General features: G+C 62.5%; 24 protein-coding genes, 1 tRNA gene and 1 pseudogene. 9 read left to right on the top strand and 17 right to left on the bottom strand.

All coding sequences use genetic code 11. The annotated features are described in order from the left end of the window. The first annotated feature begins 70 nt into the window (after nucleotides 1-70). Nucleotides 71-1,627, top strand: a complete 1,557-nt coding sequence (locus FHU29_RS02125; protein WP_064439665.1) for a S1C family serine protease — start codon at nucleotides 71-73, stop codon at nucleotides 1,625-1,627. Nucleotides 1,628-1,648: 21 nt separating this feature from the next. Here the strand turns inward: FHU29_RS02125 and nagB are convergent, their stop codons facing one another. The 5 genes from nagB to FHU29_RS02100 are packed head-to-tail and all read right to left on the bottom strand — an operon-like array spanning nucleotide 1,649 to nucleotide 6,842. After that, nucleotides 1,649-2,395 carry a glucosamine-6-phosphate deaminase gene (gene nagB, locus FHU29_RS02120; RefSeq protein WP_064439664.1) on the bottom strand — a complete coding sequence of 249 codons (747 nt, stop codon included), beginning with the start codon at nucleotides 2,393-2,395 and terminating at the stop codon, nucleotides 1,649-1,651. A gap of 13 nt (nucleotides 2,396-2,408) precedes the next feature. Continuing rightward, a complete protein-coding gene (locus FHU29_RS02115; protein ID WP_064439663.1) occupies nucleotides 2,409-3,605 on the bottom strand; it encodes an N-acetylglucosamine-6-phosphate deacetylase in 1,197 nt (398 codons plus the stop codon). Next, complete coding sequence (gene ptsP, locus FHU29_RS02110; RefSeq protein ID WP_064439662.1) at nucleotides 3,602-5,284, bottom strand: phosphoenolpyruvate--protein phosphotransferase; 1,683 nt, start codon at nucleotides 5,282-5,284, stop codon at nucleotides 3,602-3,604. The genes FHU29_RS02115 and ptsP overlap by 4 nt, the downstream gene beginning before the upstream one ends. 14 nt (nucleotides 5,285-5,298) lie before the next feature. Further along, on the bottom strand, nucleotides 5,299-5,568 hold the full coding sequence (locus tag FHU29_RS02105; protein WP_064439661.1) for an HPr family phosphocarrier protein: 270 nt from the start codon (nucleotides 5,566-5,568) through the stop codon (nucleotides 5,299-5,301). Between the two features lie 26 nt (nucleotides 5,569-5,594). Continuing rightward, on the bottom strand, nucleotides 5,595-6,842 hold the full coding sequence (locus FHU29_RS02100; RefSeq protein WP_064439660.1) for a PTS transporter subunit EIIC: 1,248 nt from the start codon (nucleotides 6,840-6,842) through the stop codon (nucleotides 5,595-5,597). Between the two features lie 156 nt (nucleotides 6,843-6,998). Here FHU29_RS02100 and FHU29_RS02095 point away from each other — a divergent pair, with 156 nt between their 5' ends. Next, on the top strand, nucleotides 6,999-7,256 hold the full coding sequence (locus FHU29_RS02095; protein ID WP_074390801.1) for a PTS sugar transporter subunit IIB: 258 nt from the start codon (nucleotides 6,999-7,001) through the stop codon (nucleotides 7,254-7,256). A gap of 6 nt (nucleotides 7,257-7,262) precedes the next feature. Next, nucleotides 7,263-7,709 carry a PTS sugar transporter subunit IIA gene (locus FHU29_RS02090; protein ID WP_064439659.1) on the top strand — a complete coding sequence of 149 codons (447 nt, stop codon included), beginning with the start codon at nucleotides 7,263-7,265 and terminating at the stop codon, nucleotides 7,707-7,709. 68 nt (nucleotides 7,710-7,777) lie between these two features. On the opposite strand, the gene mgrA is transcribed toward FHU29_RS02090, so the two are convergent. The 4 genes from mgrA to FHU29_RS02070 form a co-directional block, all read right to left on the bottom strand. Next, nucleotides 7,778-8,824 carry an L-glyceraldehyde 3-phosphate reductase gene (gene mgrA, locus FHU29_RS02085; RefSeq protein ID WP_064439658.1) on the bottom strand — a complete coding sequence of 349 codons (1,047 nt, stop codon included), beginning with the start codon at nucleotides 8,822-8,824 and terminating at the stop codon, nucleotides 7,778-7,780. A 35-nt stretch (nucleotides 8,825-8,859) separates the two neighbouring features. Next, nucleotides 8,860-9,657, bottom strand: a complete 798-nt coding sequence (locus FHU29_RS02080) for a GntR family transcriptional regulator (RefSeq protein ID WP_064439657.1) — start codon at nucleotides 9,655-9,657, stop codon at nucleotides 8,860-8,862. A gap of 188 nt (nucleotides 9,658-9,845) precedes the next feature. Then, nucleotides 9,846-10,685 carry a Bax inhibitor-1/YccA family protein gene (locus FHU29_RS02075; protein WP_013808248.1) on the bottom strand — a complete coding sequence of 280 codons (840 nt, stop codon included), beginning with the start codon at nucleotides 10,683-10,685 and terminating at the stop codon, nucleotides 9,846-9,848. 242 nt (nucleotides 10,686-10,927) lie between these two features. After that, on the bottom strand, nucleotides 10,928-11,449 hold the full coding sequence (locus tag FHU29_RS02070) for a flavin reductase family protein (protein ID WP_064439656.1): 522 nt from the start codon (nucleotides 11,447-11,449) through the stop codon (nucleotides 10,928-10,930). A gap of 129 nt (nucleotides 11,450-11,578) precedes the next feature. On the opposite strand from FHU29_RS02070, the gene FHU29_RS02065 reads away from it, so the two are divergent. After that, the gene (locus FHU29_RS02065) at nucleotides 11,579-11,959 is read left to right on the top strand and encodes a hypothetical protein (RefSeq protein ID WP_064439655.1); all 381 of its coding nucleotides are present in this window, start codon (nucleotides 11,579-11,581) and stop codon (nucleotides 11,957-11,959) included. Between the two features lie 20 nt (nucleotides 11,960-11,979). On the opposite strand, the gene FHU29_RS02060 is transcribed toward FHU29_RS02065, so the two are convergent. Then, nucleotides 11,980-12,405, bottom strand: coding sequence for a VOC family protein (locus tag FHU29_RS02060; protein WP_064439654.1), 426 nt, complete (start codon nucleotides 12,403-12,405; stop codon nucleotides 11,980-11,982). Between the two features lie 126 nt (nucleotides 12,406-12,531). On the opposite strand from FHU29_RS02060, the pseudogene FHU29_RS23800 reads away from it, so the two are divergent. Continuing rightward, nucleotides 12,532-13,144: pseudogene (locus FHU29_RS23800) on the top strand (DUF1707 SHOCT-like domain-containing protein). An 89-nt stretch (nucleotides 13,145-13,233) separates the two neighbouring features. On the opposite strand, the gene FHU29_RS02050 reads toward FHU29_RS23800, so the two are convergent. After that, nucleotides 13,234-13,641, bottom strand: coding sequence for a phage major capsid protein (locus FHU29_RS02050; RefSeq protein WP_157094997.1), 408 nt, complete (start codon nucleotides 13,639-13,641; stop codon nucleotides 13,234-13,236). Between the two features lie 94 nt (nucleotides 13,642-13,735). On the opposite strand from FHU29_RS02050, the gene FHU29_RS02045 reads away from it, so the two are divergent. The 4 genes from FHU29_RS02045 to FHU29_RS02030 all read left to right on the top strand — a co-directional run bounded on the left by FHU29_RS02045 (nucleotide 13,736) and on the right by FHU29_RS02030 (nucleotide 15,821). Continuing rightward, nucleotides 13,736-14,176 carry a hypothetical protein gene (locus FHU29_RS02045; protein ID WP_064439652.1) on the top strand — a complete coding sequence of 147 codons (441 nt, stop codon included), beginning with the start codon at nucleotides 13,736-13,738 and terminating at the stop codon, nucleotides 14,174-14,176. Nucleotides 14,177-14,194: 18 nt separating this feature from the next. Continuing rightward, entirely contained in the window at nucleotides 14,195-14,665 is a 471-nt protein-coding gene (locus tag FHU29_RS02040) for a hypothetical protein (protein WP_064439651.1), read from the top strand. After that, nucleotides 14,619-15,098, top strand: a complete 480-nt coding sequence (locus FHU29_RS02035) for a tyrosine-type recombinase/integrase (RefSeq protein WP_157094996.1) — start codon at nucleotides 14,619-14,621, stop codon at nucleotides 15,096-15,098. Before FHU29_RS02040 ends, FHU29_RS02035 begins: the two co-directional genes overlap by 47 nt. Before the next feature lie 120 nt (nucleotides 15,099-15,218). Beyond that, the gene (locus tag FHU29_RS02030) at nucleotides 15,219-15,821 is read left to right on the top strand and encodes a tyrosine-type recombinase/integrase (protein ID WP_064439649.1); all 603 of its coding nucleotides are present in this window, start codon (nucleotides 15,219-15,221) and stop codon (nucleotides 15,819-15,821) included. A gap of 156 nt (nucleotides 15,822-15,977) precedes the next feature. Here the strand turns inward: FHU29_RS02030 and FHU29_RS02025 are convergent. From FHU29_RS02025 to FHU29_RS23580, 6 genes are all read right to left on the bottom strand, one after another. Continuing rightward, nucleotides 15,978-16,054 (bottom strand) — tRNA-Leu (locus FHU29_RS02025). A gap of 5 nt (nucleotides 16,055-16,059) precedes the next feature. Then, nucleotides 16,060-17,019, bottom strand: coding sequence for a Ppx/GppA phosphatase family protein (locus FHU29_RS02020; RefSeq protein WP_064439648.1), 960 nt, complete (start codon nucleotides 17,017-17,019; stop codon nucleotides 16,060-16,062). Further along, the gene (locus tag FHU29_RS02015; RefSeq protein ID WP_083962222.1) at nucleotides 17,016-17,555 is read right to left on the bottom strand and encodes a DUF501 domain-containing protein; all 540 of its coding nucleotides are present in this window, start codon (nucleotides 17,553-17,555) and stop codon (nucleotides 17,016-17,018) included. Before FHU29_RS02015 ends, FHU29_RS02020 begins: the two co-directional genes overlap by 4 nt. Next, nucleotides 17,555-18,037 (bottom strand): FtsB family cell division protein, encoded by a 483-nt coding sequence (locus FHU29_RS02010; RefSeq protein WP_183377449.1) that lies wholly within the window; start codon nucleotides 18,035-18,037, stop codon nucleotides 17,555-17,557. Before FHU29_RS02010 ends, FHU29_RS02015 begins: the two co-directional genes overlap by 1 nt. 191 nt (nucleotides 18,038-18,228) lie before the next feature. Next, a complete protein-coding gene (gene eno / locus FHU29_RS02005) occupies nucleotides 18,229-19,524 on the bottom strand; it encodes a phosphopyruvate hydratase (RefSeq protein ID WP_064439646.1) in 1,296 nt (431 codons plus the stop codon). Nucleotides 19,525-19,636: 112 nt separating this feature from the next. After that, nucleotides 19,637-21,034: a lytic transglycosylase domain-containing protein gene (locus FHU29_RS23580; protein WP_341478949.1), complete on the bottom strand. Its 1,398-nt coding sequence runs from the start codon at nucleotides 21,032-21,034 to the stop codon at nucleotides 19,637-19,639. Nucleotides 21,035-21,119: the final 85 nt, after the last annotated feature.

Below are 21,119 nucleotides of genomic sequence, written 5' to 3'. Positions count from 1 at the left end.
ACGATCTTTCTAGATGGCCGGGCGGATGACGCCCCACCATCATCGTGTTCACCGTGAAAGGTAGGACCTGATGGCTGGGGTTAATCTGCGTCCATTTGGTGGCGGTTATTCGCGGGCTGTGCTCGGAATAGTGACCGTCGCATTTCTGATGCTTGCCGGATGCGGAAGCGAGCCGGAGTCCGATGGCAACGCCGGCTCGACAACGCAGAGCCGTCTCGACGGGGTCCGGCCCGCGACTGTCCGGATCGTCGCTGAAGGTACGTTCGTCGACCCTGAGGTCGGTTTGCAGCTCAATGCCGCTGGCAGCGGATCCGGCTTCATCATCGACCCCAGCGGCATCGTCGTCACCAACAATCACGTCGTCACTGGCGCCGCGCTGCTGCGCGTGTACATCGACGGTGAGGACCAGCCGCGCAACGCCCGCGTCCTCGGCTACTCCGAGTGCTCCGACCTTGCCGTCATCGATGTGGAAGGCGAGGGTTTCCCTTCCCTCGACTGGCATGACGGAGAGGCCAACGTCGGACTCGACGTGTACACCGCCGGATACCCGTTGGGTGATCCCGAATTCACACTGACCCGCGGGATCATTTCCAAAGCACGGGCCGACGGCAACACCGATTGGGCTTCCGTCGATTCCGTCATCGAGCACGACGCGACGATCAACCCCGGGAATTCCGGCGGACCGCTGGTCACTGCAGACGGAAAGGTCGTTGGTGTGAACTACGCGGGCAACCATGACACCCGCCAGTATTTCGCCATCAGCCCGTCGGAGGCGAGGCCGCTGATCGACCGGCTCCGTTCAGGTGAAAATGTCACCTCCATCGGCATCAACGGTCAGGCTGTGACGGACGGCGCGGGCCTCAATGGTGTGTGGGTTGCTGCTGTCGCGTCAGGGTCGGTCGCAGCGGAGGCAGGCATTGAACCGGGTGACATCATCACCCACCTCGAGCGGCTTGAACTCGCGACTGACGGCACGATGGCCGACTTCTGTGACATTCTGCGCAGCCGCTCCGCCGACGACGTAATGGCGATCGAGGTCGTCAGATTCGCGAACGACGAAGTCCTGGCGGGACAGCTCGGTGGGAGTCCGCTCGAACAGAAGTTCTCTTTCGCGGACGAACTCGCCGACGAAGTCAGTACAGGTTCCGCGGCGCCGTACGAGAGCTTTGTGACGATCGCCGACGAGTCCGGTGCTATTACCGTCGAGGTGCCCGCTGAATGGTCGGACGTCGATGGGACCCCGTTCTCCCGGGACGGTGCGCAATTCATCGATGTTCGGGCTTCGAGCGATCTCGAGTCGTTCACCAACAGCTGGGACACTCCGGGAGTGATCGTCACAGCGTCAGCCGACCTTGCGAGTTCCTACGACGAAACGTCCTACCTGGATCGTCTGTCTGAGAATTTCGACCAGGTGTGCAACTATGCGGGACGTTTCGACTACTCCGATCCCCTCTACGCGGGCATGTACGACATGTTCGACGAGTGCGGCGGCACCGGCGCGGTGTACATCATCGTGAGCGTGATGCCCGAAGACCGCAGCGCCGTCATCGGTGTGCAGATCCAGATCAACGACGAGCGGGATTTCGAGGCATTGGACCACGTTCTCGCATCATTTGTTCTGCACTAGTTTTTCCCACAACGGCAACGCCTACGCGGCCCCGCAGTCCGCGCGTTGCAGCCTGCTCGCAGCCGCCTTGTCCGCGATCACGGTGACATTCTCGTGCAACTGCAGCACTGAAGCTGGACAGTCCGATGTGATGGGGCCGTGCAGCGCGGCTGCCAAAGCCTCCGCCTTCGCTGCGCCTGTGGCGATGAGCAGGAGATGCCGGGCTTCCCGGATCGTCCCAAGCCCCTGCGTGATGCAGCGGCGCGGCACGTCGTCAATTGATTCGAAGAACCGGGCATTGTCGGTGCGCGTCTGCTCCGCGAGGAGGCCGACATGTGTTCGGGAGTCAAGGTGTTCGCCCGGCTCGTTGAAGCCGATATGCCCATTGCTGCCGATACCGAGCACCTGTATGTCGACCCCTCCTGCGCTCCTGATCGCGGCCTCATAGCGGGCAGCCTCCTGCTCGGGATCTGTTGCCTGACCGGCCGGAGACTGGACTGCTGTGTCAGCGAGGTCGACGTGCGAGACGAATTCGGAACGGATCACCGAGTAATACGACTCGGGATGACTGCGCGCGAGCCCCACGTATTCGTCGAGCAGGAAGGCGCGCGAGCGAGCGAAGCTCAGGCCTTCTTCGCGATGCCGGCGAATGAGCTCCCGGTACGTGGGCACCGGTGTGGAGCCGGTCGCGAGCCCTAAGGTGACTGGGCCGGACCGGATGTAGCTTTCAAGCACATCGGCCGCTGAGACGGCGACGTGAGCGACGTGGGCTTCAATTCTTATTTCCATGAAGGGCTCTCCGTTATGGGTGGCTGGGAGCGGGGAGTGGGCCACCGGAGATCGTCCGGGTCCCGATTTCCTGACCCCTGAACCACACGCTGCGCGGTTCGAGGTGATCATCCAAAGCGACGATATTGGCGGGGTATCGAGCAGCGATACTTCCAGCGTAAGCGCCAATGAGCCGGGCTGGGGTGACGGTCGCGGCCTGCACTGCGCTGAGGAGGTCAACACCAGCGGCAACGGTGTGTTTGAGGATGTCGATCATGCTTGCCGTCCCCCCGGCAATTGGAAGCTTGCCATCCGCGCCGCAATGCTCGGCCTCACGCAGCCGCGCGACTCCCCCGTCGACCCTGACGTCGAGCGCGCCGAGCATGTAGTCACCGTCAGCCATACCGGCTGCGGCCATCGCGTCCGTGACGAGTGCAATCTGACTGGGGCCCACCAGATCGAACACCATGCGCACCGTGTCGGGTGCGAGGTGTACCCCATCGGCGATGAGTTCAACGACCATGTCACCAGCGGCCGCGGCGCTCAGGCACGCAGCAACCGGCCCTGGTTCGCGATGCAGCAGCGGAGGCATCGCATTGAACAGGTGGGTGGCGCACCACATCCCTGGGGAGCTGAGCATCGCCGCGCGGGTGGTCGCGGCGTCCGCTGAGGTGTGACCGAGGCAAGGCACCGCATCGTGGCTGCGCAGTAGGTGGGTCAGCTGGCGGAAGTTGGCGGTTTCAGGGGCGAGGGTCTGGCTGCGCACCACTCCCTCACCGGCATCAAGCACGCGACTCAGCAGGGCAGGATCCCCGGGAACGATCGCCGCTGGGTCCTGCGCCCCGCATTTCGCGGCGGACAGGAATGGCCCTTCCAGGTGGATTCCGGCGAGATCTCCGGCGTGGACGAGCGGAGCCAAGTTCTGGACCTGACTCTCCAGCACCTCCCCCGGTGCGGAGACAAGACTTGCGAGCTGCGTCGTCGTACCGCGCGCCCGGTGGTACCGCACCGCTGTGCGAGCGGCAGTTGGGTCGCCCGTGAATCCGGCGCCGCCGCCACCATGGCAGTGCACATCGACGAAACCGGGAATGAGCGTGGCACCCGTCTCCGTCGCTTGGCCAGCGAAGTCCCGGGTATGCCCAACCCACGTGATGGTGTCGCCTTCGAACTCGACGACACCATCGCCGATGATCTCTGTGCCGGTGATGATCCGGCCGCGCAGCGCCGTCATGCCAGACCGTCTTGCGCGAGACCCAGTTCGGCTAGTAGCGCGGCGGGAACCAGATCCCGTACCGCATTGCGCGCCTCCGTCGCCGTACGCGCCTTCCGTGCTGCTTCTGCAGTCTGTTGGCACTGCGCAAAAGTCACCCCCAGCAGGGCAGTGCGGACACCGGCAATAGCGCGCGGGGCCATCGACAGGCTCGAGACGCCGAGTCCCGCGAAGACGAGGGCCAGTAGCGGGTCGGCGGCGGCTTCGCCACATACACCTACCGGCTTGCCCTCAGATGCGTTCACTGTCAGGGCCACCAGGTCGAGCAGCGCTGGCTGCCACGGGTCGAGGAGCGGTGCGACCGCACCAAGCATGCGGTCCGCGGCGAGGGTGTACTGCGTCAGATCATTCGTCCCGATGCTGACGAAATCAGCTTCGCTGAGGATGTCGCCAGCCCGGAGAGCCGCGGACGGCACCTCGATCATTGCCCCGCACGTGCGAATTCCGTAACCACGAGCGAGCGCAGTGAACTCCGCGACCTCGTCGAAAGTAGCAACCATTGGCGCCATCACCCAGAGGTCAGCGTTCGATTCCGCACCTGCCGCAGCCAGCGCCTTCAGCTGGTTCTCGAGCAGTTCTGGGAACCGCACCCGAGTCCGCAGGCCGCGGACCCCGAGCGCCGGGTTCTCATCTGCTCCGAGCGGCAGGAACGGGAGCGGCTTGTCGGCGCCCGCATCGAGCGTTCGCGCGACGACTTTCTTGCCAGCAAACGGCGCGAGAACCGCGGTGTACAGGGCTTTCTGCTCATCGAACGTGGGAGCTGTCGATCGGTCGAGGAAAGCGAACTCAGTTCTGAACAGCCCCACTCCTTCCGCGTCAGCCTCGAGTGCGGCGACTCCGTCAGCGGGTCCGGCGATGTTCGCGAGCAATCCAACCGGGTGCCCGTCCTGGGTGCATCCCGAGCCAGAGGTGACGAGCGCTGCGGCGCTTGCGGCGAGAGCACGCTGACGCTGCTCAGCAGACGGGTTCACGTAGACCACTCCGGACGCTCCGTTGACGAGCACCTCCGCACCGTCGTCGAGTTCGCTAGCCCCGCGAGCAGCGACGACGGCTGGTATGCCGAGTGCCCGCGCAAGGATCGCGGTGTGGCTGGTGGGCCCGCCTTCCTCCGTCACGATCGCGACGACGTCGCTGCCCCCGAGAGTCGCGGTGTCCGCTGGTGTGAGGTCTTTCGCCACAAGGACGTAAGGATGGCCCGGTTGCGGAACTCCCGGCACTGCCACACCTTTGATGAGCGCGACCACGTGGTCACGCACGCCTCGAAGATCGGCGGCGCGTTCCGCCATATATCCACCGAGTTTTTCGAGCATCTCCGCGAACTCTGCGGCCGCCAGCGTCACGGAATGACCGGCAGGCATGCCCGCCTTCACGTGTTTCTCCGCGGACGCGTGCAGGGCGCTGTCGCCAGCTATCTGTGCCGCGACGTTGAGAACGTCACGTGCCTCACCGTCCCTGACGTTCGCCTCGGCCTTGAGCGCCTCCGCCGCCTTGGTGAAGCCTTCCCGGAGCACCGCAAGCTGAGCCGCAGTGTCCGATGCGGGGCCCCTGTCCGAGTCTTGCGGGCTGGTGGTGATCGGCGGTGCAAGGCGGAGGACGGGTGCGACCGCGCTCCCGGGGCTTACTCCGATTCCGGTAAACATGTGGCAGGGTCCAATCAGGAATCGAGATCGGTGCTGAGCAGGGCGGCGAGTGAATCGAGTGCCTCCGCGGCGCCGCTGCAGTCATCCGTGGAAAGAATGACGGCCTGCTGGTGCCCGGCACCGAGTGTCATGACAGCGAGCAGGCTGGTGGCGTCAACTGGCTTACCGCCTTCGACAGCGATGGTGACGGGGCGCCCCGTGTCCGCAGCGGCTCGGGTGAACTGTGCTGCGGGACGCGCGTGGAGGCCGACGGTGGATCCGATGACTGCGGTGCGTGTGATCATTTCGGGTGCTTTCCTTTGGTGTGGGCTTACTTGGTGGCGGAGGAGTCGGCCGTGGCGCCGTTTGAGGCACCGTTTTCGTCGTCCCGGCCTGGGGTGCGGAGGTTCCACTTGCGGATCGCAAACCGGAACATCACGTAGTAGATGACCGCGTACATCAAGCCGATCGGTATAAGCAGCCAGGGCGTGGTGGCCTTACCCCAGTTGAGGACGAAGTCGAAGAGGCCCGCGGAGAATGTGAAGCCGTCGCGTATCTCGAGGGCGTTGACGAGCGCGTGGGACGTTCCGGTGAGGAACGCGTGCATCAGGTACAGGGGCCACGCGATGAACATGAAGGAGTATTCGAGCGGTTCGGTGATGCCGGTGAGGAACGCGGTGAGCCCGGTGGAGAGCATGATGCCGCCGACAACCTTCTTCTGCTTCGGGCGTGCTTCATGCCAGATTGCCAGGGCCGCTGCGGGGAGTGCGAACATCATGATCGGGAAGAAGCCGGTCATGAAGATGCCCGCGTGTGGGTCTCCGGCGAAGAATCGGGGCAGGTCGCCGCGGACTCCGTCGTATTCACCGACGATGAACCAGACCACGGAGTTGACGACATGGTGCAGTCCGAGCGGGATCAGCAGCCGGTTGATCATGCCGTAGACGCCGCCGCCGATGACGCTGTTCTCGTTGACTGTCTCACCAACCCAGGTGAGCCCGTTGTTGAACAGTGGATAGATGAGCGCCATGAGGACACCAACCAGCATCATGACGACTGCGGTAATGATCGGCACCAGTCGGCGTCCGGAGAAGAACCCGAGGTAGTCAGGCAATGTCTTCCGGTAGAAGCGCTGCCACAAGATCGCGGCGAGCAAGCCGGTGACGATACCGGCGAGCACACCGTAGTTGATCATCAGCTGGCCGCCGCCAGGCTCGGTCTGGCCGTCGAGCACGACCGGCGAGAGGGCCTCAAACACCCCCATAAGGACCATGTAGCCGACCACCGCGGCCAGTGCCGTAGATCCGTCTGCCTTCTTGGCCCACCCGATCGCGATGCCCACCGCGAAAATCAGACCAAGATTGGAAAATAGCGCACCACCAGCGGCGGAGATGACGCTCGCTGGGATCTCAAGTGCGGAGAATCGTCCTAGAAGATCGTCCTGGCCGAGGCGCAGGAGCAAACCAGCGGCCGGCAGCGCGGCGATCGGCAGCATGAGGCTGCGGCCGATGCGCTGGAGTCCGGCGAGAGCCCGGTTTTGTTTGGGCGCCGTCTCCGCGCCTTGCGTTGTTGCGGTCATGAGAAACCTCAGTTGGGGTGTCGGGTGGAAACTAAAATTGTGGTCTTGCCCACTCTGGTTGCGACAGGTACTGTCTGGTTATGACCAGTTGTTGATGACTTCAGAATGAGCAATCGCCTCATCAGTTGTCAATAGGTTGGTCAGAATTTAAGTGATCTGAGCCATACAGAACAGGGAGTGACCATGTCCAAGGCTGAAAGCATCCTCACCGCGCTCGGCGGCGCCACCAACATCGTCGAAATCGAAGCGTGTATCACCCGGCTTCGCACCGAAGTCAACGACGCGAGCCTGGTCGATGACAGTGCGCTGAAAGCGGCAGGCGCGCACGGCGTAGTGAAAGCAGGAACCATCGTGCAGGTAGTCGTCGGCCCCGAAGCCGAGAACCTTGCCGAAGACATCGACGACCTTTTGTGAGCTGACATGGACATCATCAGCCCCCTGCCTGGACAAGTCGTTCCCCTTGGCGACGTGACCGACCCCGTTTTCGCACAGCAACTCGTCGGCTCAGGCGCTGCGGTCAAACCTCAGCGCACAGGTGAGAAGCTCACCGCCGTGGCGCCCGTCAGCGGGACCATCGCAAAGCTCCACCCACACGCATACGTCATCGTCACGGATGAGGGCGTCGGCGTCCTCGTCCACATCGGCATTGATACCGTGCAGCTCAAAGGGGAAGGCTTCACCCTCCTCGCTGCCGAGAAAAGCCGCGTCTCTGTCGGCGACCCCATCGTCACATTCGAGCCGGAAGCCATCATCGCGGCTGGCTACGACGACATCTGCCCAGTCGTTGTCCTCGACAGCAAGCCCGACACCGCGTCAATCGTGGCGCATAATGTCTCCGGCGGCGACGTACTCCTCCGCTGGGGGTGACTCAACGCAAATAGTGTCGATCTACGTTCCGGAAACGGTAGGTAGATCGACACTATTTCAGCGAGACGTCAGTCCATAGAAGCGGTGGCGCCGCCCCACAGATTGATTCCCGCATCGACGGCGTGCGCCTCGATGCCTGCGATCTCTTCGTCGCTGAACTCGAGATTCTGCACCGACGCGAGACTGTCCTCGAGCTGCTCGACACTTGAGGCACCAATCAGCGCTGAGGTCACTGAATAGTCCTGCTTGCGGAGAACCCACGAGATCGCGAGCTGAGCCAAGGATTGCCCTCGAGAAGCCGCGATCTCGTTGAGTGCCCGCACGTACTCGAGGTTTCCTTCGGAAAGCATGCTTTCAGACAAACTCTTGCCTGCAGCCGCTCGAGAGCCGGCAGGCACCCCGCCCAGATACCGGTCAGTGAGCAGGCCCTGCGCCAAGGGCGAGAAAGCAATCACCCCGAGGCCTTCGTCGTGCGCCGTTTCGAGCAAAGACGGATCACCCTGCTCTACCCAGCGGTTAAGCATGGAATACGACGGCTGGTGGATCAGCAGCGGCGTCCCCAGGTCACGCATGATGTCAGCGGCTCTCCGCGTCAGCGACGGACTGTACGACGAGATACCCGCGTAGAGTGCTTTTCCGGACCGCACTGCCTGGTCCAGCGCACCCATGGTTTCTTCGAGGGGCGTTTCCGGGTCGGGCCGGTGACTATAAAAGATGTCCACATAGTCCAGCCCCATGCGCCTGAGTGACTGGTTCAGCGACGCCAGCAGGTACTTCCGTGACCCGCCGAACCCATACGGTCCCGGCCACATATCCCAGCCCGCTTTGGTGGAGATGATCAACTCGTCCCGATACGGGCCGAAGTCCTCAGCGAGGACCCGGCCGAAGTTGATCTCCGCCGACCCGTACGGCGGGCCGTAATTGTTGGCCAGGTCAAAATGGGTGACCCCCAGATCGAATGCCCGGCGCAGGATCGCACGCTGCGCCTCCAGCGGCTTATCGTCACCGAAGTTATGCCACAGGCCCAGCGAGATCGCAGGCAGTTTCAGCCCACTGCGACCGCACGCTCGGTATGGCATTGGCCCGTAACGCTGCCCGGAAGCTTCGTACACCACGGCAAAGGTCCTTCCAGTCGTCGGTCCAGTTTGCGCTAGCGCACCTGTCCAGTATTAGACCCGCCTTGCGGGGACGTCTCATCCAGGCTCATCTGGAGCTGGTAGCGGTCTCCCCGATACGTCGAGATGGCGCGCTCGATCGGCAATTTCTCGCTGTAGGAAACCCGGTCGAAAACCAGGACCGGATCACCCTCGGTGATCTGAAGGTGGCGCGCCAGGTCAGCGGGGCACGCACGTGCTGCGACTGACTGTTCAGCCCTGTTGATCGGCACGCCATATTTGCTGTCGAACTGCTCGTACAGCGACGCTGTGAGATCTGCGGCCAACAGCTCTGGCAGATAGTTCGGGTTGTACCAGCCGTCGTCCACACTGATGGGCTGCTCGTTTGCCAGCCGCAACCGGACGACGTGAAATGCTCTTTCACCCGGCCGCAGTCGCAGCGTCTCGGCGGCCTCAAGCGGAGGGACAGCCTGCTCGGCGCTCAGCACTCTCGTTGACGGCTGGGCACCAGCGCGGCGCATGTCCTCGTGGAACGAGGCTAAGTGCAGATGCGACCGAACCGTCCTGCGGGCCACGAACGTACCCTTGCCGGGCACCCGCTCGAGGACCCCGTCCGCCACGAGTTGCCCAACGGCCTCGCGGACAGTGATGCGACTGACGCCATATTCGTCGACCAGCTTGCGTTCACTGGGCAGCATGTCGCCAGGCCCCAGCGACGTTCGGCAGAGATCGTGAAGGATGGCGCGTAGCTGCTCGTGTTTCGGGATGGGCCCGTCAGAGAGAACCTGTTGCACCGCACGGCCTGGCAGGGCTTGGTTCTCGGACACAGTCATACCTCTCACACATTCATCGTGGGCGGGCAGCCTTAGTATAAGTGGTCATTGCTGGTTATGACCAGCTATGTCGGCGGATCGTGAAGGATTTTCCCTCCTGAAGAGGGAGAATCTTTCACGATTTAGCCACCCACGTATGCCGAAGGCCCCCGGGACGTGTCCACCGGGGGCCTTCGGTCAAGCCAGGATCATTCCTGGTTGAAGTAGCTGAGCAGACGCAGGATCTCGATGTAGAGCCAGACCAGGGTGATAGTCAGGCCGAGTGCGACGCCCCAGGCTGCACGCTCAGGAGCGCCCTGCCGAATCATCTCATCCGCTGCGTCGAAGTCGATCAGGAAGCTGAAGGCTGCCAGGCCGATAACGAAGAGCGAGAAGATGATCGCCAGCGGCCCACCGTCACGGAGACCGAAGCCGCCTTCCATGAAGAAGCTCGCGACCAGGTTGCCGATCATGAGCACCAGCGCACCAAAGATGCCGGCGACGATCATGCGCGTCATACGCGGCGTAACGCGGATAGCACCCGTCTTGTACACGACGAGCATGCCGAAGAACACACCGAATGTGCCCAGAACCGCCTGGCCGATCAGTGCGCCCGCCGAGATGCCGGTCACCATGACGTTGCCGAACAACCACGACAGGCCACCAACAAACAAGCCCTGCGCGGCCGCGTAACTGAGCACGATGGCCGGGTTGTCCATCTTCTTGCCGAAGACGGCGACCAGCACGAGGACCAAACCGACGATCATGCCGCCGAACACGAGAATCGGAGCAAGACCCGGGTTCGTGTTAGTCAAGTAGTAGGAGAGAATCGCGGTGACAGTCAGCACCCCAAGGGTGGTGCCGGTCTTGGTGACGACATCGTCAACCGTCATCGCCCGTTCAGGCGCCGAAGGCGTGTACTGCGGCGCAGTCTGCTGGCCGTACTGATAGGCGGCCTGCGAAGCGCCTGCCGCCCCGCTGCCGAATGTTGCGTAACCCCCGGGGCCTTTCGGCAGGTTTTTGAACACCGGGTTGCTGCTGGTGCGCACCGTGGACGTCCCTTCCATTCTCTGCTGGGCTTCTGCACGTTGAACCGGTCCAGTGCCCGCTGGTGTCTCCCGTTTCTGCATCGTCAACGAACATGCCTGCCTGTGAGTTCCCCGTTTTCACGGGGCACCTGGGCCGGTCGCTGATCGCAGGTATCGACGACTGGAACTTTACCTGCTCTTTGACCCTGGTGTCTGTGTGGCGAGGCACACCGCGATGACGCCCTGGTGACTTCTTGGCATCATCAGCGGATCGGGAACTCGTGAAAAATGTGAAAAGCTCTGTTCGAGTAGACCAGTGGGAGCGCGGTCGATTCGCCCTGAGTCACGTCAAGCACTTCAGCGGCGACAATTGACGAGTTGCCCACATCAAGGTGCCCGAGTTGGCGGCAGCGGATCTGCGCCTTAGTTTCCAGCAAGAACGGCTCACCCGTCGGAAGGTAATCCCAGGCCATGTCGTCGCCGAACCGGACACTCCCCGGCGTCGCGAATGTCCTGGCTAACTTCAGGTCTCCGGCGTCAAGCAAGTGCACGACGACCGTGTCCGCGCTCCGCACGATCTGCGCGGACGACGTCAGCGTGGAAATGGTAAAGGACAGCGCAGGCGGATCGAGACTCACCGAGGCTACTGAGGAAGACAGGATGCCTGCCGGACCGTTAGGTCCGGCAGCCGAGATAATCGCAAGCCCGGCCGGGTGGCGGCGGAAAGCATTACGGAACAGGTCACTCACCGACGGCGACGGCTGCGCCTCGTGACCTACTGACATCGTCCGTGTCCTTTCCGTTGCTGTCACTGCCCCATCGACCATAGAGCGAGCATGGTTGATTGTCTGCCGCAGGTATACCCTCGCGGGAGTTCAAGTATCCGCAGCACGACGAAATGAGGATCAGACACAGTGGCCGACGGGGACCGGAAGTACAGCCTGAAGCTGAAGCTGTGGGTTGCCTTTGGAGTCGCTGTGCTGGCGCTCACAACGGCTTTCGCTGTCATGTGGTCGCAGCGGGACCGGGGTATACCGGAGAGCCTCGCCCACGTGTATTGCGAGGAGACGGTGCAGTCACTGGTCGACATACCGGGCGACGCACGGTTCAAAGGAATTACCGCATCACAGAATGACGCGCTTGACTGGCAGATCGAGGGACAGGTCAACGGCGAGAATGCCGACGGCGAAGACGTCGACTTCACTTACCACTGCGACATCAGCGGCGATGCTGACGGGCTCATGCAGAGCATCACCGTCGACATCGATGGCGAGCGGTCGATGGAACACCCGTAGACACGCAGCCTGCGTGTCAGCTAGCCGGTCAGCGTCCGCTGGATCTCATCGGGTGACAGCTCTCCATTCTTCTGGGCGATCATCCACACATGCCCGAACGGATCCGCGAGGCGCCCGGCACGTTCACCGTAGAACTGGTCGCGGACAGGGAAGATCACGGTTGCGCCGTGCTCCATCATTCTGTCAGCCACAGCATTCGCATCGTCGGTGTAGAGCGCAAGGATCACAGGGGTGCCATTGACGTTATCGGGCGACGGATCGGTACCATCCGCATCTTTCACAGCCACCGTGACACCGCCAATCACGACCTCTGAATGGACGATCCTGCCGTCGTTATCGGTGTAGCGGCACCGTTCCTCGGCACCAAGGGCATTGACATAGAAACCAATAGCCGCCGCTCCATCGGACACCACCAGCCTGGGATAAACAGTCTCAATCTTCGCCATATCCCCATGGTCCTTGCAACGACTGCGCTACGGCTTGGAAAATCTGGAACTATTCGCCATAACACCGCGGTTCCGGTGGCTCACGTAAACTTGTGCGCACGCGCATTCGGGGGAAGTGAGTGATAGATGAGTGAAAGTCCTGACCACGACCTGCTTCTCAGCGATGACGAGCGCCTGCACGCGCTGAATGTCCTGAGCGAACACTACGCAGCCGGCAGACTGAACGTCGATGAGTTTTACGAGCAGTCCAATACAGTCGCTTCGGCACGCACGCTTGATGGGCTCCGTGAGAGCTTCCGCGGACTTCCTGGTGGGGTGCCTCTCGAAAGCGTTGGCGGGTTCATCAGGAAGATCCAGGAGCCGGAACGACTGCCCGCACCGAAACAGGACAGTGACGCAGCGAAGGGTTTCCTCACAGCTGAGCGCCGAGTCGGAAATTGCCTCACTGAAACGTCGGGGCAACCTAGTCGAGTCACTTGACTGGGTAATCATTGGCGTCACACTCGTGACATTCCTGATCCTCCAGTTTGTTCTGGACTTTAATTATGCGTGGATTGTCTGGCCCTCGTTGATCTTCACTCTCAGCATTCCGCGGATGATTCTCAACTACAGCGACAGCGACGAAGAGGTGTACGAGGAACTCAAGGAAGCTGACGCCAAGGAACGCAAGAAACGGCTCAAGAAAGCCGCCGCGCGAATTCAGGAGCTCGAGCGCCGGAATTCACGCACCGACGAGTGAAAACAGGCAGGCACCACGACGGGTGGTTGATCCCAGCGCAGTTCATGATCTCGACGCTACGGACGTCAGGGTGTGCGCAAGCTGGCCGCTTATTGCGGGTTGACAAGGAGCGTTGAGAACGGTTTCTCCGGGCCGTGATGCGCCATGGCCCGGACGATGTCCGCGAAGGGCAGGGAACCGTTCGATGTGAGCGTGGAAGGGTCGCCGATTGTTTTGGCGGTGTCCCATGCTTCGGTGGCGGGGATGACGGGGGCGTCGTGTTCATCGAGGGCTGCGTCAATGGCGGCGAGTCCTGCGGTGTTGATTTTCTTCACGATCGTGTTTTGGGTTTGCTCGACCTGCATCGACAGGTAGTCGATGCGGTTGCGTCGGATCTGCTCGTCACTGATCGCGAACTTCCCTCCCCAGTCGCGGATTTCGGCGAGCCTGGTCTCGGGGGTTACGCCCTCTACTACGCGGTATTCCGTTGCGGGACATGCTGCACTGGACGCAATCACTGACACTGATTGCGCGTGAAGTGGGTGTGACGAGTGATTTGGTGGTGACGAGGCTTCAGCATTTGTCGGCGGTGGAACGGCATGGTCTGACACGGTGAATGCACCGGACGAAACTGGCGAGGATTATGACGATGATGCAGCGACAGGTGTGCAGCACATGAGTGAGGTGCGTGCGGGGAACGGGAAGCTTGTGACGCTCACCCTGCTCGGCGTGTTGATGGTTCTCGGGTTGATCGCTGGTCAGTGCAGCGGGTGGAGCGGCAGCAGTGGTGATGGGTCGGTGGCGGTTACCCGGTTCATGGCGGTGAGTATCTGTGAGGACGCGGTGAAGAACCGGTTGCGGGCTCCCGCGACAGCACAGTTCCCCGACCCGCTCGCGATCCCCGAATCCGGTAACAGGTGGCGGGTGCAGGGTGCGGTGGACGCGCAGAACGCGTTCGGGGCGCTCGTGCGATCCGACTATGAATGCCACGCGTGGCTTGACGCGGACGGTGACACGGTGCGCGGCCGGGTTGTTTCGATGGTGCAACGATGACAGTAAGACAGGTCGACGATGAGCGGTGACGTGATGACGGACTATTCGGGGTTCGCCCGCACCAGTGGGGCTCTGCTTGTCGCGGTGGGTGTCGCGGTGACCGTGGCGTGTGGTGGTGAAGACCTGGAACGCACCCCCGAAATGGCGTTTTGTGAACGGATTTACGGTATCGACGAGCACGGCAGCAACCCGATGACGGACGGGTTAGCGGCGATCGCGGATCACTTGGAAGCCGGGGGCACACCCTCAACGAGGGTTCAGGCGAAAGCGCAAACAGCGGCGGACCAGTTGGCGGACGCGGCGGTCATGCCTGGCGCGGTGGATGCGCGGGGAGCTTTACGGTTCGTGCGCAGCCCATTGACAATGATCGCGGGTGGTGACCCGGTTTCTCGTGAGGTGGCGATGGAAGCGGTGGAAGCAGCGCGCGGTTTGCATGTGTGGTGTGAACGCGCCGCGGTGGACTGGGCTGGGACGGTGCTGGAGAAATGAGGGATCATGCCTCGACCGCCGTTGCCGGTGGGGTCGTGGGGGGGAAATCAGCGCGAAAGAAACACCACCAGGGCCAGGGGTATTCATTGCGCTCGCACGGTTCCGTGGCTTCGACGGCTCCACCACACGAGTGCGGGCCACCGGACGGTCAGCGACCGCCGCGAAAACACGGCTGCGGAAACGGCTCGCCGACATGCAGCAATCCACCACCACAGGCACAGTGACCAGCGGCACCCGCGTCCACCAGTTAGGTGAGGTGTGGCTGAGTGACCTGAAAAGGGAAGGGCTGGTGCGGCCACAAACATTGGACACGTATCGGCGGGCGTTCGAAGGCCGCATCATCCCCGGCCTAGGGATGCTGCTGTTGAGGGAAGTCACCACGGGGAAGGTACACCGGTTTCTGCATTCCCCTCACACCTGGCAGCGCCGCTGACGCGCACAAGGTGCTGAAGCAGATGATGGACTTCGCGGCGCGGATGGATGCGATCCCGGTATCACCGGTGGTGGGAGCGAAACCCCCCAAACCAGCGCGTGGCCCGGTGCAGCGCTGACGGTGGAACAACTGTCGGAGCTGTTGCAGCGGGTGCAGTGGTGGCAGCAGGGTGTGATTGACGATGAGGGCCACCCGCGGAGCACTCCGAGGATGGGGCCGGGTGTGCAGGCACCGGATTTGCTGGATGTGCTGGATTTGTGTCTCGCTACTGGGGCGCGCACGTCGGAGGTTTTCGCGTTGCAGTGGCAGGACATTCGGGAGGAAGAGGGCCGGATGTTGTGCAGCCTGAACGGCACTTTGGTGTATGCGCGCGGCGCGGGATTGCACCGGCAGGGGTACACGAAAACGGGGGCGGCGGGTGCCCGGTCGGTGTGGCTGCCGATGTGGGCGCAGGCCACTGTGGAGCGCATGTCAAAGGACCGGGGTTGCCGCACGGAGTTGTTGTTCCCGTCGGGGACGGGTGGCTACCGGTATCCGAATAATGTGCGGCGGCAGTGGCGTGTGGCGCGGCATGCTGCGGGCGCGCCGTATGACGAGGATGGGGTGGGGCGGTTTGATTGGGTGGAGTTTCGGACGTTGCGGCGCACGGTGGCGACGCTGATCAAGAATCACGGCAGCCTTGAGGATGCTGCCGTGCAGTTGGTCACACGTCGACGAAGGTGACGGCGAAGCATTATGTGGCGGTGGCGGAGCGGGTGGCACCAGATTTGACGGGCATTCTGGGGTTGTTGAAGCCTGACCAGCGGTTTCGTTTGAGTCCAGTTAAAGTCCTTTTGGACGATATTGAGTGAATCACATTGTTGTGGTTGTGCTGGTAGATGGTGCCCCCGGTGGGACTCGAACCCACACTGTGACGGTTTTAAGCCGTCTGCCTCTGCCGATTGGGCTACGGGGGCGTATGTCAGTCTTTAGCCAGCGCGTACGCGATCCCGTCGAGGATGTCATGTTCGCTGACGACGAGCTCATCGATGTCGGTGACAGCTGACAATTCCTCGGCGAGCACGCGTGTAATGATCGCACCTCCCCCAATGACGTCTGCACGGCCAGGGTGCATCGGGCCGAGAGACATGCGGCGCGCACGAGTCATGTGAACGAGATCGTCACACACTTCTAGCAGTCGCGGGAACGGGACTCGAGACAGGTGGATCTTCTCCGAGTCGTACGCAGACATGTCGTGGGCAAGTGCGGAAAGCGTCGTCATTGTGCCGGCCACGCCAACCCAAGTGTGAGCAGGCGCGAGTGGGACAGCGCTGAATGCGTCGCGGAGAATACTGCGCGCGATGTGCGTGGCCTCCCGGACTTCGTCATCAGTCGGCGGATCGTGGTGCAGGCACCGTTCTGTCAGGCGAACGCAGCCGACGTTCACAGACCGTGCCGCGATCATGCTGTCCGAACCATAAACGACTTCAGTGGAGCCACCACCGAGGTCGACCACAACGAACGGCCCCTCGGCAGGGTCGAGGTCAGCTACCGCGCCGATGAACGACAGTTCAGCTTCCTCGTCACCGGAAATCACTTCTGCCTCTGAACCCGCGATGACAGGGTCAAGAATTTCCCGCGTCATCGCGAAGAATGCGTCTCGATTGCTCGCGTCACGAGTCGCCGAGGTAGCAACCATGCGAAGCCGCGTAGCGCCAGAGTCAGCGATAAGACGCGCATAGTCCTGCAATCCACGTCGGGTCCGTGCGAGCGCATCGACATGGAACTCTCCGGTCGCGTCTACACCTTGGCCAAGGCGCACAACCACCATTCGGCGATCGACGTCGGTGAGTTTCTGCGACCCGTCGGAGCCCTCCTCGACATCGGCGATGAGGAGGCGCAACGAGTTGGTGCCACAATCGATTGCGGCGACACGTGTCATTGCTCGCTGTCCTCCATGCTCGTCGTGACGCCTGGCCAATTGGCCGGGAGTATTGAGCCGACCAGCTTTCTGTCTTCCTGGGCGATCATAACGATGGCTTGATCACCGACGGGATTCACGCCGGGTCCGCGGGCAAGCGAGTGGGCGATCAGCACGTGCAGACACTTGACTCGGTCCGGCATACCGCCACCCGAGAATTCGGTGCCCAGGGACTCGATAGAGTCACGCTCACGCAGGTAGTCCTCGTGCGCGGACTCGTAGCCCGCAGCGAGCTCCAGGTCAGCGCTGAGACTCTCCGTCATGTCTTTCATGACTCCCGCCGACTCCAGCCTGCTCGCGGCGGCAGTCAGCACTGGATGCGTCAAGTAGTACAAGGTGGGGAACGGAGTTCCGTCCGGAAGCCGTGGCGCGGTCTTCACAACGCCTGGCTCCCCGTTAGGACACCTGTAAGCGATCGCGAGAACTCCGCGCGGAGTCCGGCCAAGTTGTTCCCCCACCGCGGCGAGATCGTCCGCGGACACATCGTGCTGAACCACTACGGTCCGGCCTCCGGTTCAATTGGGGCGATCGGGAGGTTCATTTCACGCTGAGGTCCCTGATCGCGTGGTACCGACAATTCACCCCACAGTTGCGTGTACCAGGGGTCGGCGCTGCCAGGACGGGCCACTTCATCCTCCTGCGCCGAACGCGGATCATCCTCAAACTGGACTTTGTACGCGGTCTCACCAGGGAAGACGAGGCCAAGACGCTCCCGCGCCTCAGCCCGAATATAGGCAGGGTCGGCCTGAAGTTCCTTCTGCTGTTTCAGTTCCTCCACCTCTGCGTACACAACTTCATACTCAGCGGAGATGCGTCGTGCCTCCCCGAGTTGAGCGAAGTAGGTGCGCAGCGGCATCACCAGAGTGAGCACGAGGGCACCGGCCACGAGAACCAGAATGAACGTCCGTCGCGTCGACCAGCCCATATCGGCGGCTCCGCCGGAGGGCCGAACAAGCTTCGAACCCGCTGGCGACCGCATCGCTTTCGTCCCCACCGCCTTGATCCGCGCGGCGCCTTTCACCTGGGTGGGATCGGACTTTAAGGACCGTGACCGCGAAGGCTGCGCAGCAGCACGAGCCGACCGGGAATCCCGTGCATCAGACGATTGCCGGGGTTCCCTGCCAGCTGGGCTGCCTTTGGGGCGCCTGCCTCGCGGCCACGATTCAGCCATCAGCTACCTGTTGATTTCCATGAGAAGCGCGGGAACGCAGAGGCACCTGCGTAACGAGCGGCATCGCCCAGTGCTTCTTCGATGCGAAGCAGCTGGTTGTACTTCGCGACGCGCTCGCTGCGCGCAGGAGCACCTGTCTTGATCTGCCCACTGCCAACCGCCACGGCAAGGTCCGCGATCGTCGTGTCTTCGGTTTCACCCGAACGGTGGCTCATCATCGTCTTATAGCCGTTGCGGTGTGCAAGATCGACGGCGTCGAGCGTTTCGGTCAGCGTGCCGATCTGATTGACCTTCACGAGCAGTGCGTTCGCGATGTTCCGTTCAATACCCGTCTGCAGACGTTCCGGGTTGGTGACGAAAAGGTCGTCGCCGACAATCTGCAACTTGTCGCCCACCTGGCTGGTCAGGGTCGCCCAGCCGTCCCAGTCGTCCTCACTCAGCGGATCCTCAACAGACACCAGCGGGTACGCGGCAACAAGGTCACCGTAGAAGTCAGCCATCTCAGCAGCGGAACGTGTAGTCCCCTCGAAACGGTAACCGGACCCTTCCTCGTAGAACTCGGTGGCCGCGACATCGAGCGCAAGCGCGACATCCTTCCCGAGCGACAGGCCGGTCTTCCCGACAGCCTCGATGATCAGGTCGAGCGCTTCCTTTGTCCCTGCCACGTCTGGCGCGAAGCCGCCCTCATCGCCAAGGCCAGTAGCGAGCCCCTTGGCCTTCAGGACACCCTTGAGCGCGTGGTACACCTCGGCGCCCCAGCGCAGAGACTCCTTGAAGGTCGGCGCACCGATCGGCGCGATCATGAACTCCTGAACGTCGACACCCGTGTCAGCATGGGCACCACCGTTGAGGATGTTCATCATCGGTACAGGCAGAACATGCGAGTTCGGGCCGCCCACGTACCGGAACAGCTCAAGCCCGGACGACTCCGCGGCGGCGCGTGCCACAGCGAGCGAGACCCCGAGGATCGCGTTGGCACCCAGGCGGGACTTGTCTGGCGTTCCGTCGAGGTCAAGCATCGACTGATCGACGGTGCGCTGCTCGATCGCATCGAGACCAATCAGCGCAGGCGCGATTTCGTCGAGAACTCCGTTGACGGCACGCTGCACACCCTTACCCAGGTAGCGCTCACCGCCGTCACGAAGTTCCACCGCCTCATGCTCACCAGTGGATGCCCCGGAGGGAACGGCGGCGCGGGTAACCGTCCCATCGTCTAGTGCAACCTCCACCTCGACGGTGGGGTTGCCCCGGGAATCCAGAATCTCGCGTGCTCCGACCTGTTCAATGACGGCCACGAATTACTCCTTCGGCAAATGGCAAATACGTGCGGAGCTGTGTTCTCCGCAGTGGACAATCTTGCCAGGTTCGAGGGTAACCGGACCAGAGGCCTCTATGAATCAGGCACGCTCACGCGCCGCCCTTGGGTTCGCCATTGATTCCCAGCTTCGCGAGGAATGCCCAGATCTCGGCCGCCAGTTTCGCTAATACGTCCGGAACCATGTGGCCAGGAGCACGTTCCGACGCTGGCACTCGATCATCATCGAGCTCGTCGTCGTACTCAAACCCCTCGCCATATTGCTCAGCAAACTCTTTCAGAAGTTCGAGGTCTTCGTCGTCGATCTCGCCCTCTGGAATGTCACGCAGTGCTGCCTCGCCCCGAGCGTCGGGATGCTCCGGTGCAGGGTCAGCGTGCTCAGCTTCAGGATGCTCCGTCTCGTGAAGTTCGGGCTCGTGATGCTCGGCTTCAGGATGCTCCGGCTCGTGAAGTTCCGGCTCGTGAAGTTCCGGCTCGTGATGCTCGGCTTCGTGCGGTTCTCCCTCCTGCAGCTCCGAGTGGGCGAGTTCATGCCCGTCGCGGTGCTCTTCCGGCGGCAGTTCGCCCTCAGGCGGTGGCGGTGGCAGTTCACCCTCAGAAGCTGGGGGCAGTTCCCCCTCTGGGAGGGGCTCCGGGAGGGGCTCCGGTAGCGGTTCAGGCTCCGGAGGCGGCTCCGGTGCTGGCTCCGGAGCCGGGGCCGGCTCTGGCACGTGCACGTCTGCCGAGTATCGCCAGGCCGCGTCACGCACGTCCAGTAGATAGTCCTCTGACTGGTTGTAGGCGAGGATCGCCTTGCGCCATCCTTCGGGGCTTTCGAGATTGCCGCCTGCCGCGCAAAGGTAACGCGCAGCAGACATCACAGCGTCGTCGATGTTGTCGGGGTCGGCGTTTCCATTGCCATTTCCGTCTGTACCGAAGAGCTGCCAGGTTTCGGGGATGAACTGCATGGGACCCATGGCCCGGTCATGTTCGGGGTCGCCATCCAGTTCACCGTTGTCTGTGTCCGGGATGTCGGCAAGTCCAGGCCGGCCATCGAGCTTCACACCGCGGATCGGCGGCTCAACACGTCCGTCGTCCAGGATCGCCGCGCCTTCGTAGGTGCCGTGCCAGCTTTCGATGCCGCCGATACCTGCGAGGGTGGTCCAGCGGAGACCACATCCGGGCTGAGTTTCCTGCATGACGAGAGCCGCATGACCGTAGGCCTGCATTGCGGGACGGGGAATGCCGAGGGCGTCAGAGTGCGCCTGCGCCCAATCGGCGAGTAGATCGGAGGTACGTCCTGGGGCGTGGTAGTCGATCATCGGTACGCCGGTGCCCGGCGCTGGTGGCATTGCTTCGAGAACTGCTTCAGCGATGTCAGTGAGAGTCTCTGCTGATGCAGCTGCTGCACCCGCGAGGGGCAGCGATGCGGCTGCCATGGATGCGGCGACGGCTGTTGCTAGCCGTCGCGATGTGTGCGAACGAGCGCTGCGTCGAGATGGAGAAGTCACGCGGCCATCATTGCCATGGAGAACGTTGCGGTGCAGCCGCTTTCACCAACCCTCAAGCAGACTGTGCCGCGTCCGTGATCCCTTC

This window comes from Hoyosella altamirensis (assembly GCF_014191505.1).
Lineage (GTDB): Bacteria > Actinomycetota > Actinomycetes > Mycobacteriales > Mycobacteriaceae > Hoyosella > Hoyosella altamirensis.
This window is presented reverse-complemented; position numbering and strand designations above follow the sequence as displayed.

What these genes read in the sequence shown, in the direction of transcription:
- FHU29_RS02125 (WP_064439665.1), top strand. Translation starts at nt 71, where the DNA reads ATGGCTGGGGTTAATCTGCGTCCATTTGGTGGCGGTTATTCGCGGGCT.
- nagB (WP_064439664.1), bottom strand. Translation starts at nt 2,395, where the DNA reads ATGGAAATAAGAATTGAAGCCCACGTCGCTCACGTCGCCGTCTCAGCG.
- FHU29_RS02115 (WP_064439663.1), bottom strand. Translation starts at nt 3,605, where the DNA reads ATGACGGCGCTGCGCGGCCGGATCATCACCGGCACAGAGATCATCGGC.
- ptsP (WP_064439662.1), bottom strand. Translation starts at nt 5,284, where the DNA reads ATGTTTACCGGAATCGGAGTAAGCCCCGGGAGCGCGGTCGCACCCGTC.
- FHU29_RS02105 (WP_064439661.1), bottom strand. Translation starts at nt 5,568, where the DNA reads ATGATCACACGCACCGCAGTCATCGGATCCACCGTCGGCCTCCACGCG.
- FHU29_RS02100 (WP_064439660.1), bottom strand. Translation starts at nt 6,842, where the DNA reads ATGACCGCAACAACGCAAGGCGCGGAGACGGCGCCCAAACAAAACCGG.
- FHU29_RS02090 (WP_064439659.1), top strand. Translation starts at nt 7,263, where the DNA reads ATGGACATCATCAGCCCCCTGCCTGGACAAGTCGTTCCCCTTGGCGAC.
- FHU29_RS02080 (WP_064439657.1), bottom strand. Translation starts at nt 9,657, where the DNA reads ATGACTGTGTCCGAGAACCAAGCCCTGCCAGGCCGTGCGGTGCAACAG.
- FHU29_RS02070 (WP_064439656.1), bottom strand. Translation starts at nt 11,449, where the DNA reads ATGTCAGTAGGTCACGAGGCGCAGCCGTCGCCGTCGGTGAGTGACCTG.
- FHU29_RS02060 (WP_064439654.1), bottom strand. Translation starts at nt 12,405, where the DNA reads ATGGCGAAGATTGAGACTGTTTATCCCAGGCTGGTGGTGTCCGATGGA.
- FHU29_RS02040 (WP_064439651.1), top strand. Translation starts at nt 14,195, where the DNA reads ATGAGCGGTGACGTGATGACGGACTATTCGGGGTTCGCCCGCACCAGT.
- FHU29_RS02020 (WP_064439648.1), bottom strand. Translation starts at nt 17,019, where the DNA reads ATGACACGTGTCGCCGCAATCGATTGTGGCACCAACTCGTTGCGCCTC.
- FHU29_RS02010 (WP_183377449.1), bottom strand. Translation starts at nt 18,037, where the DNA reads ATGCGGTCGCCAGCGGGTTCGAAGCTTGTTCGGCCCTCCGGCGGAGCC.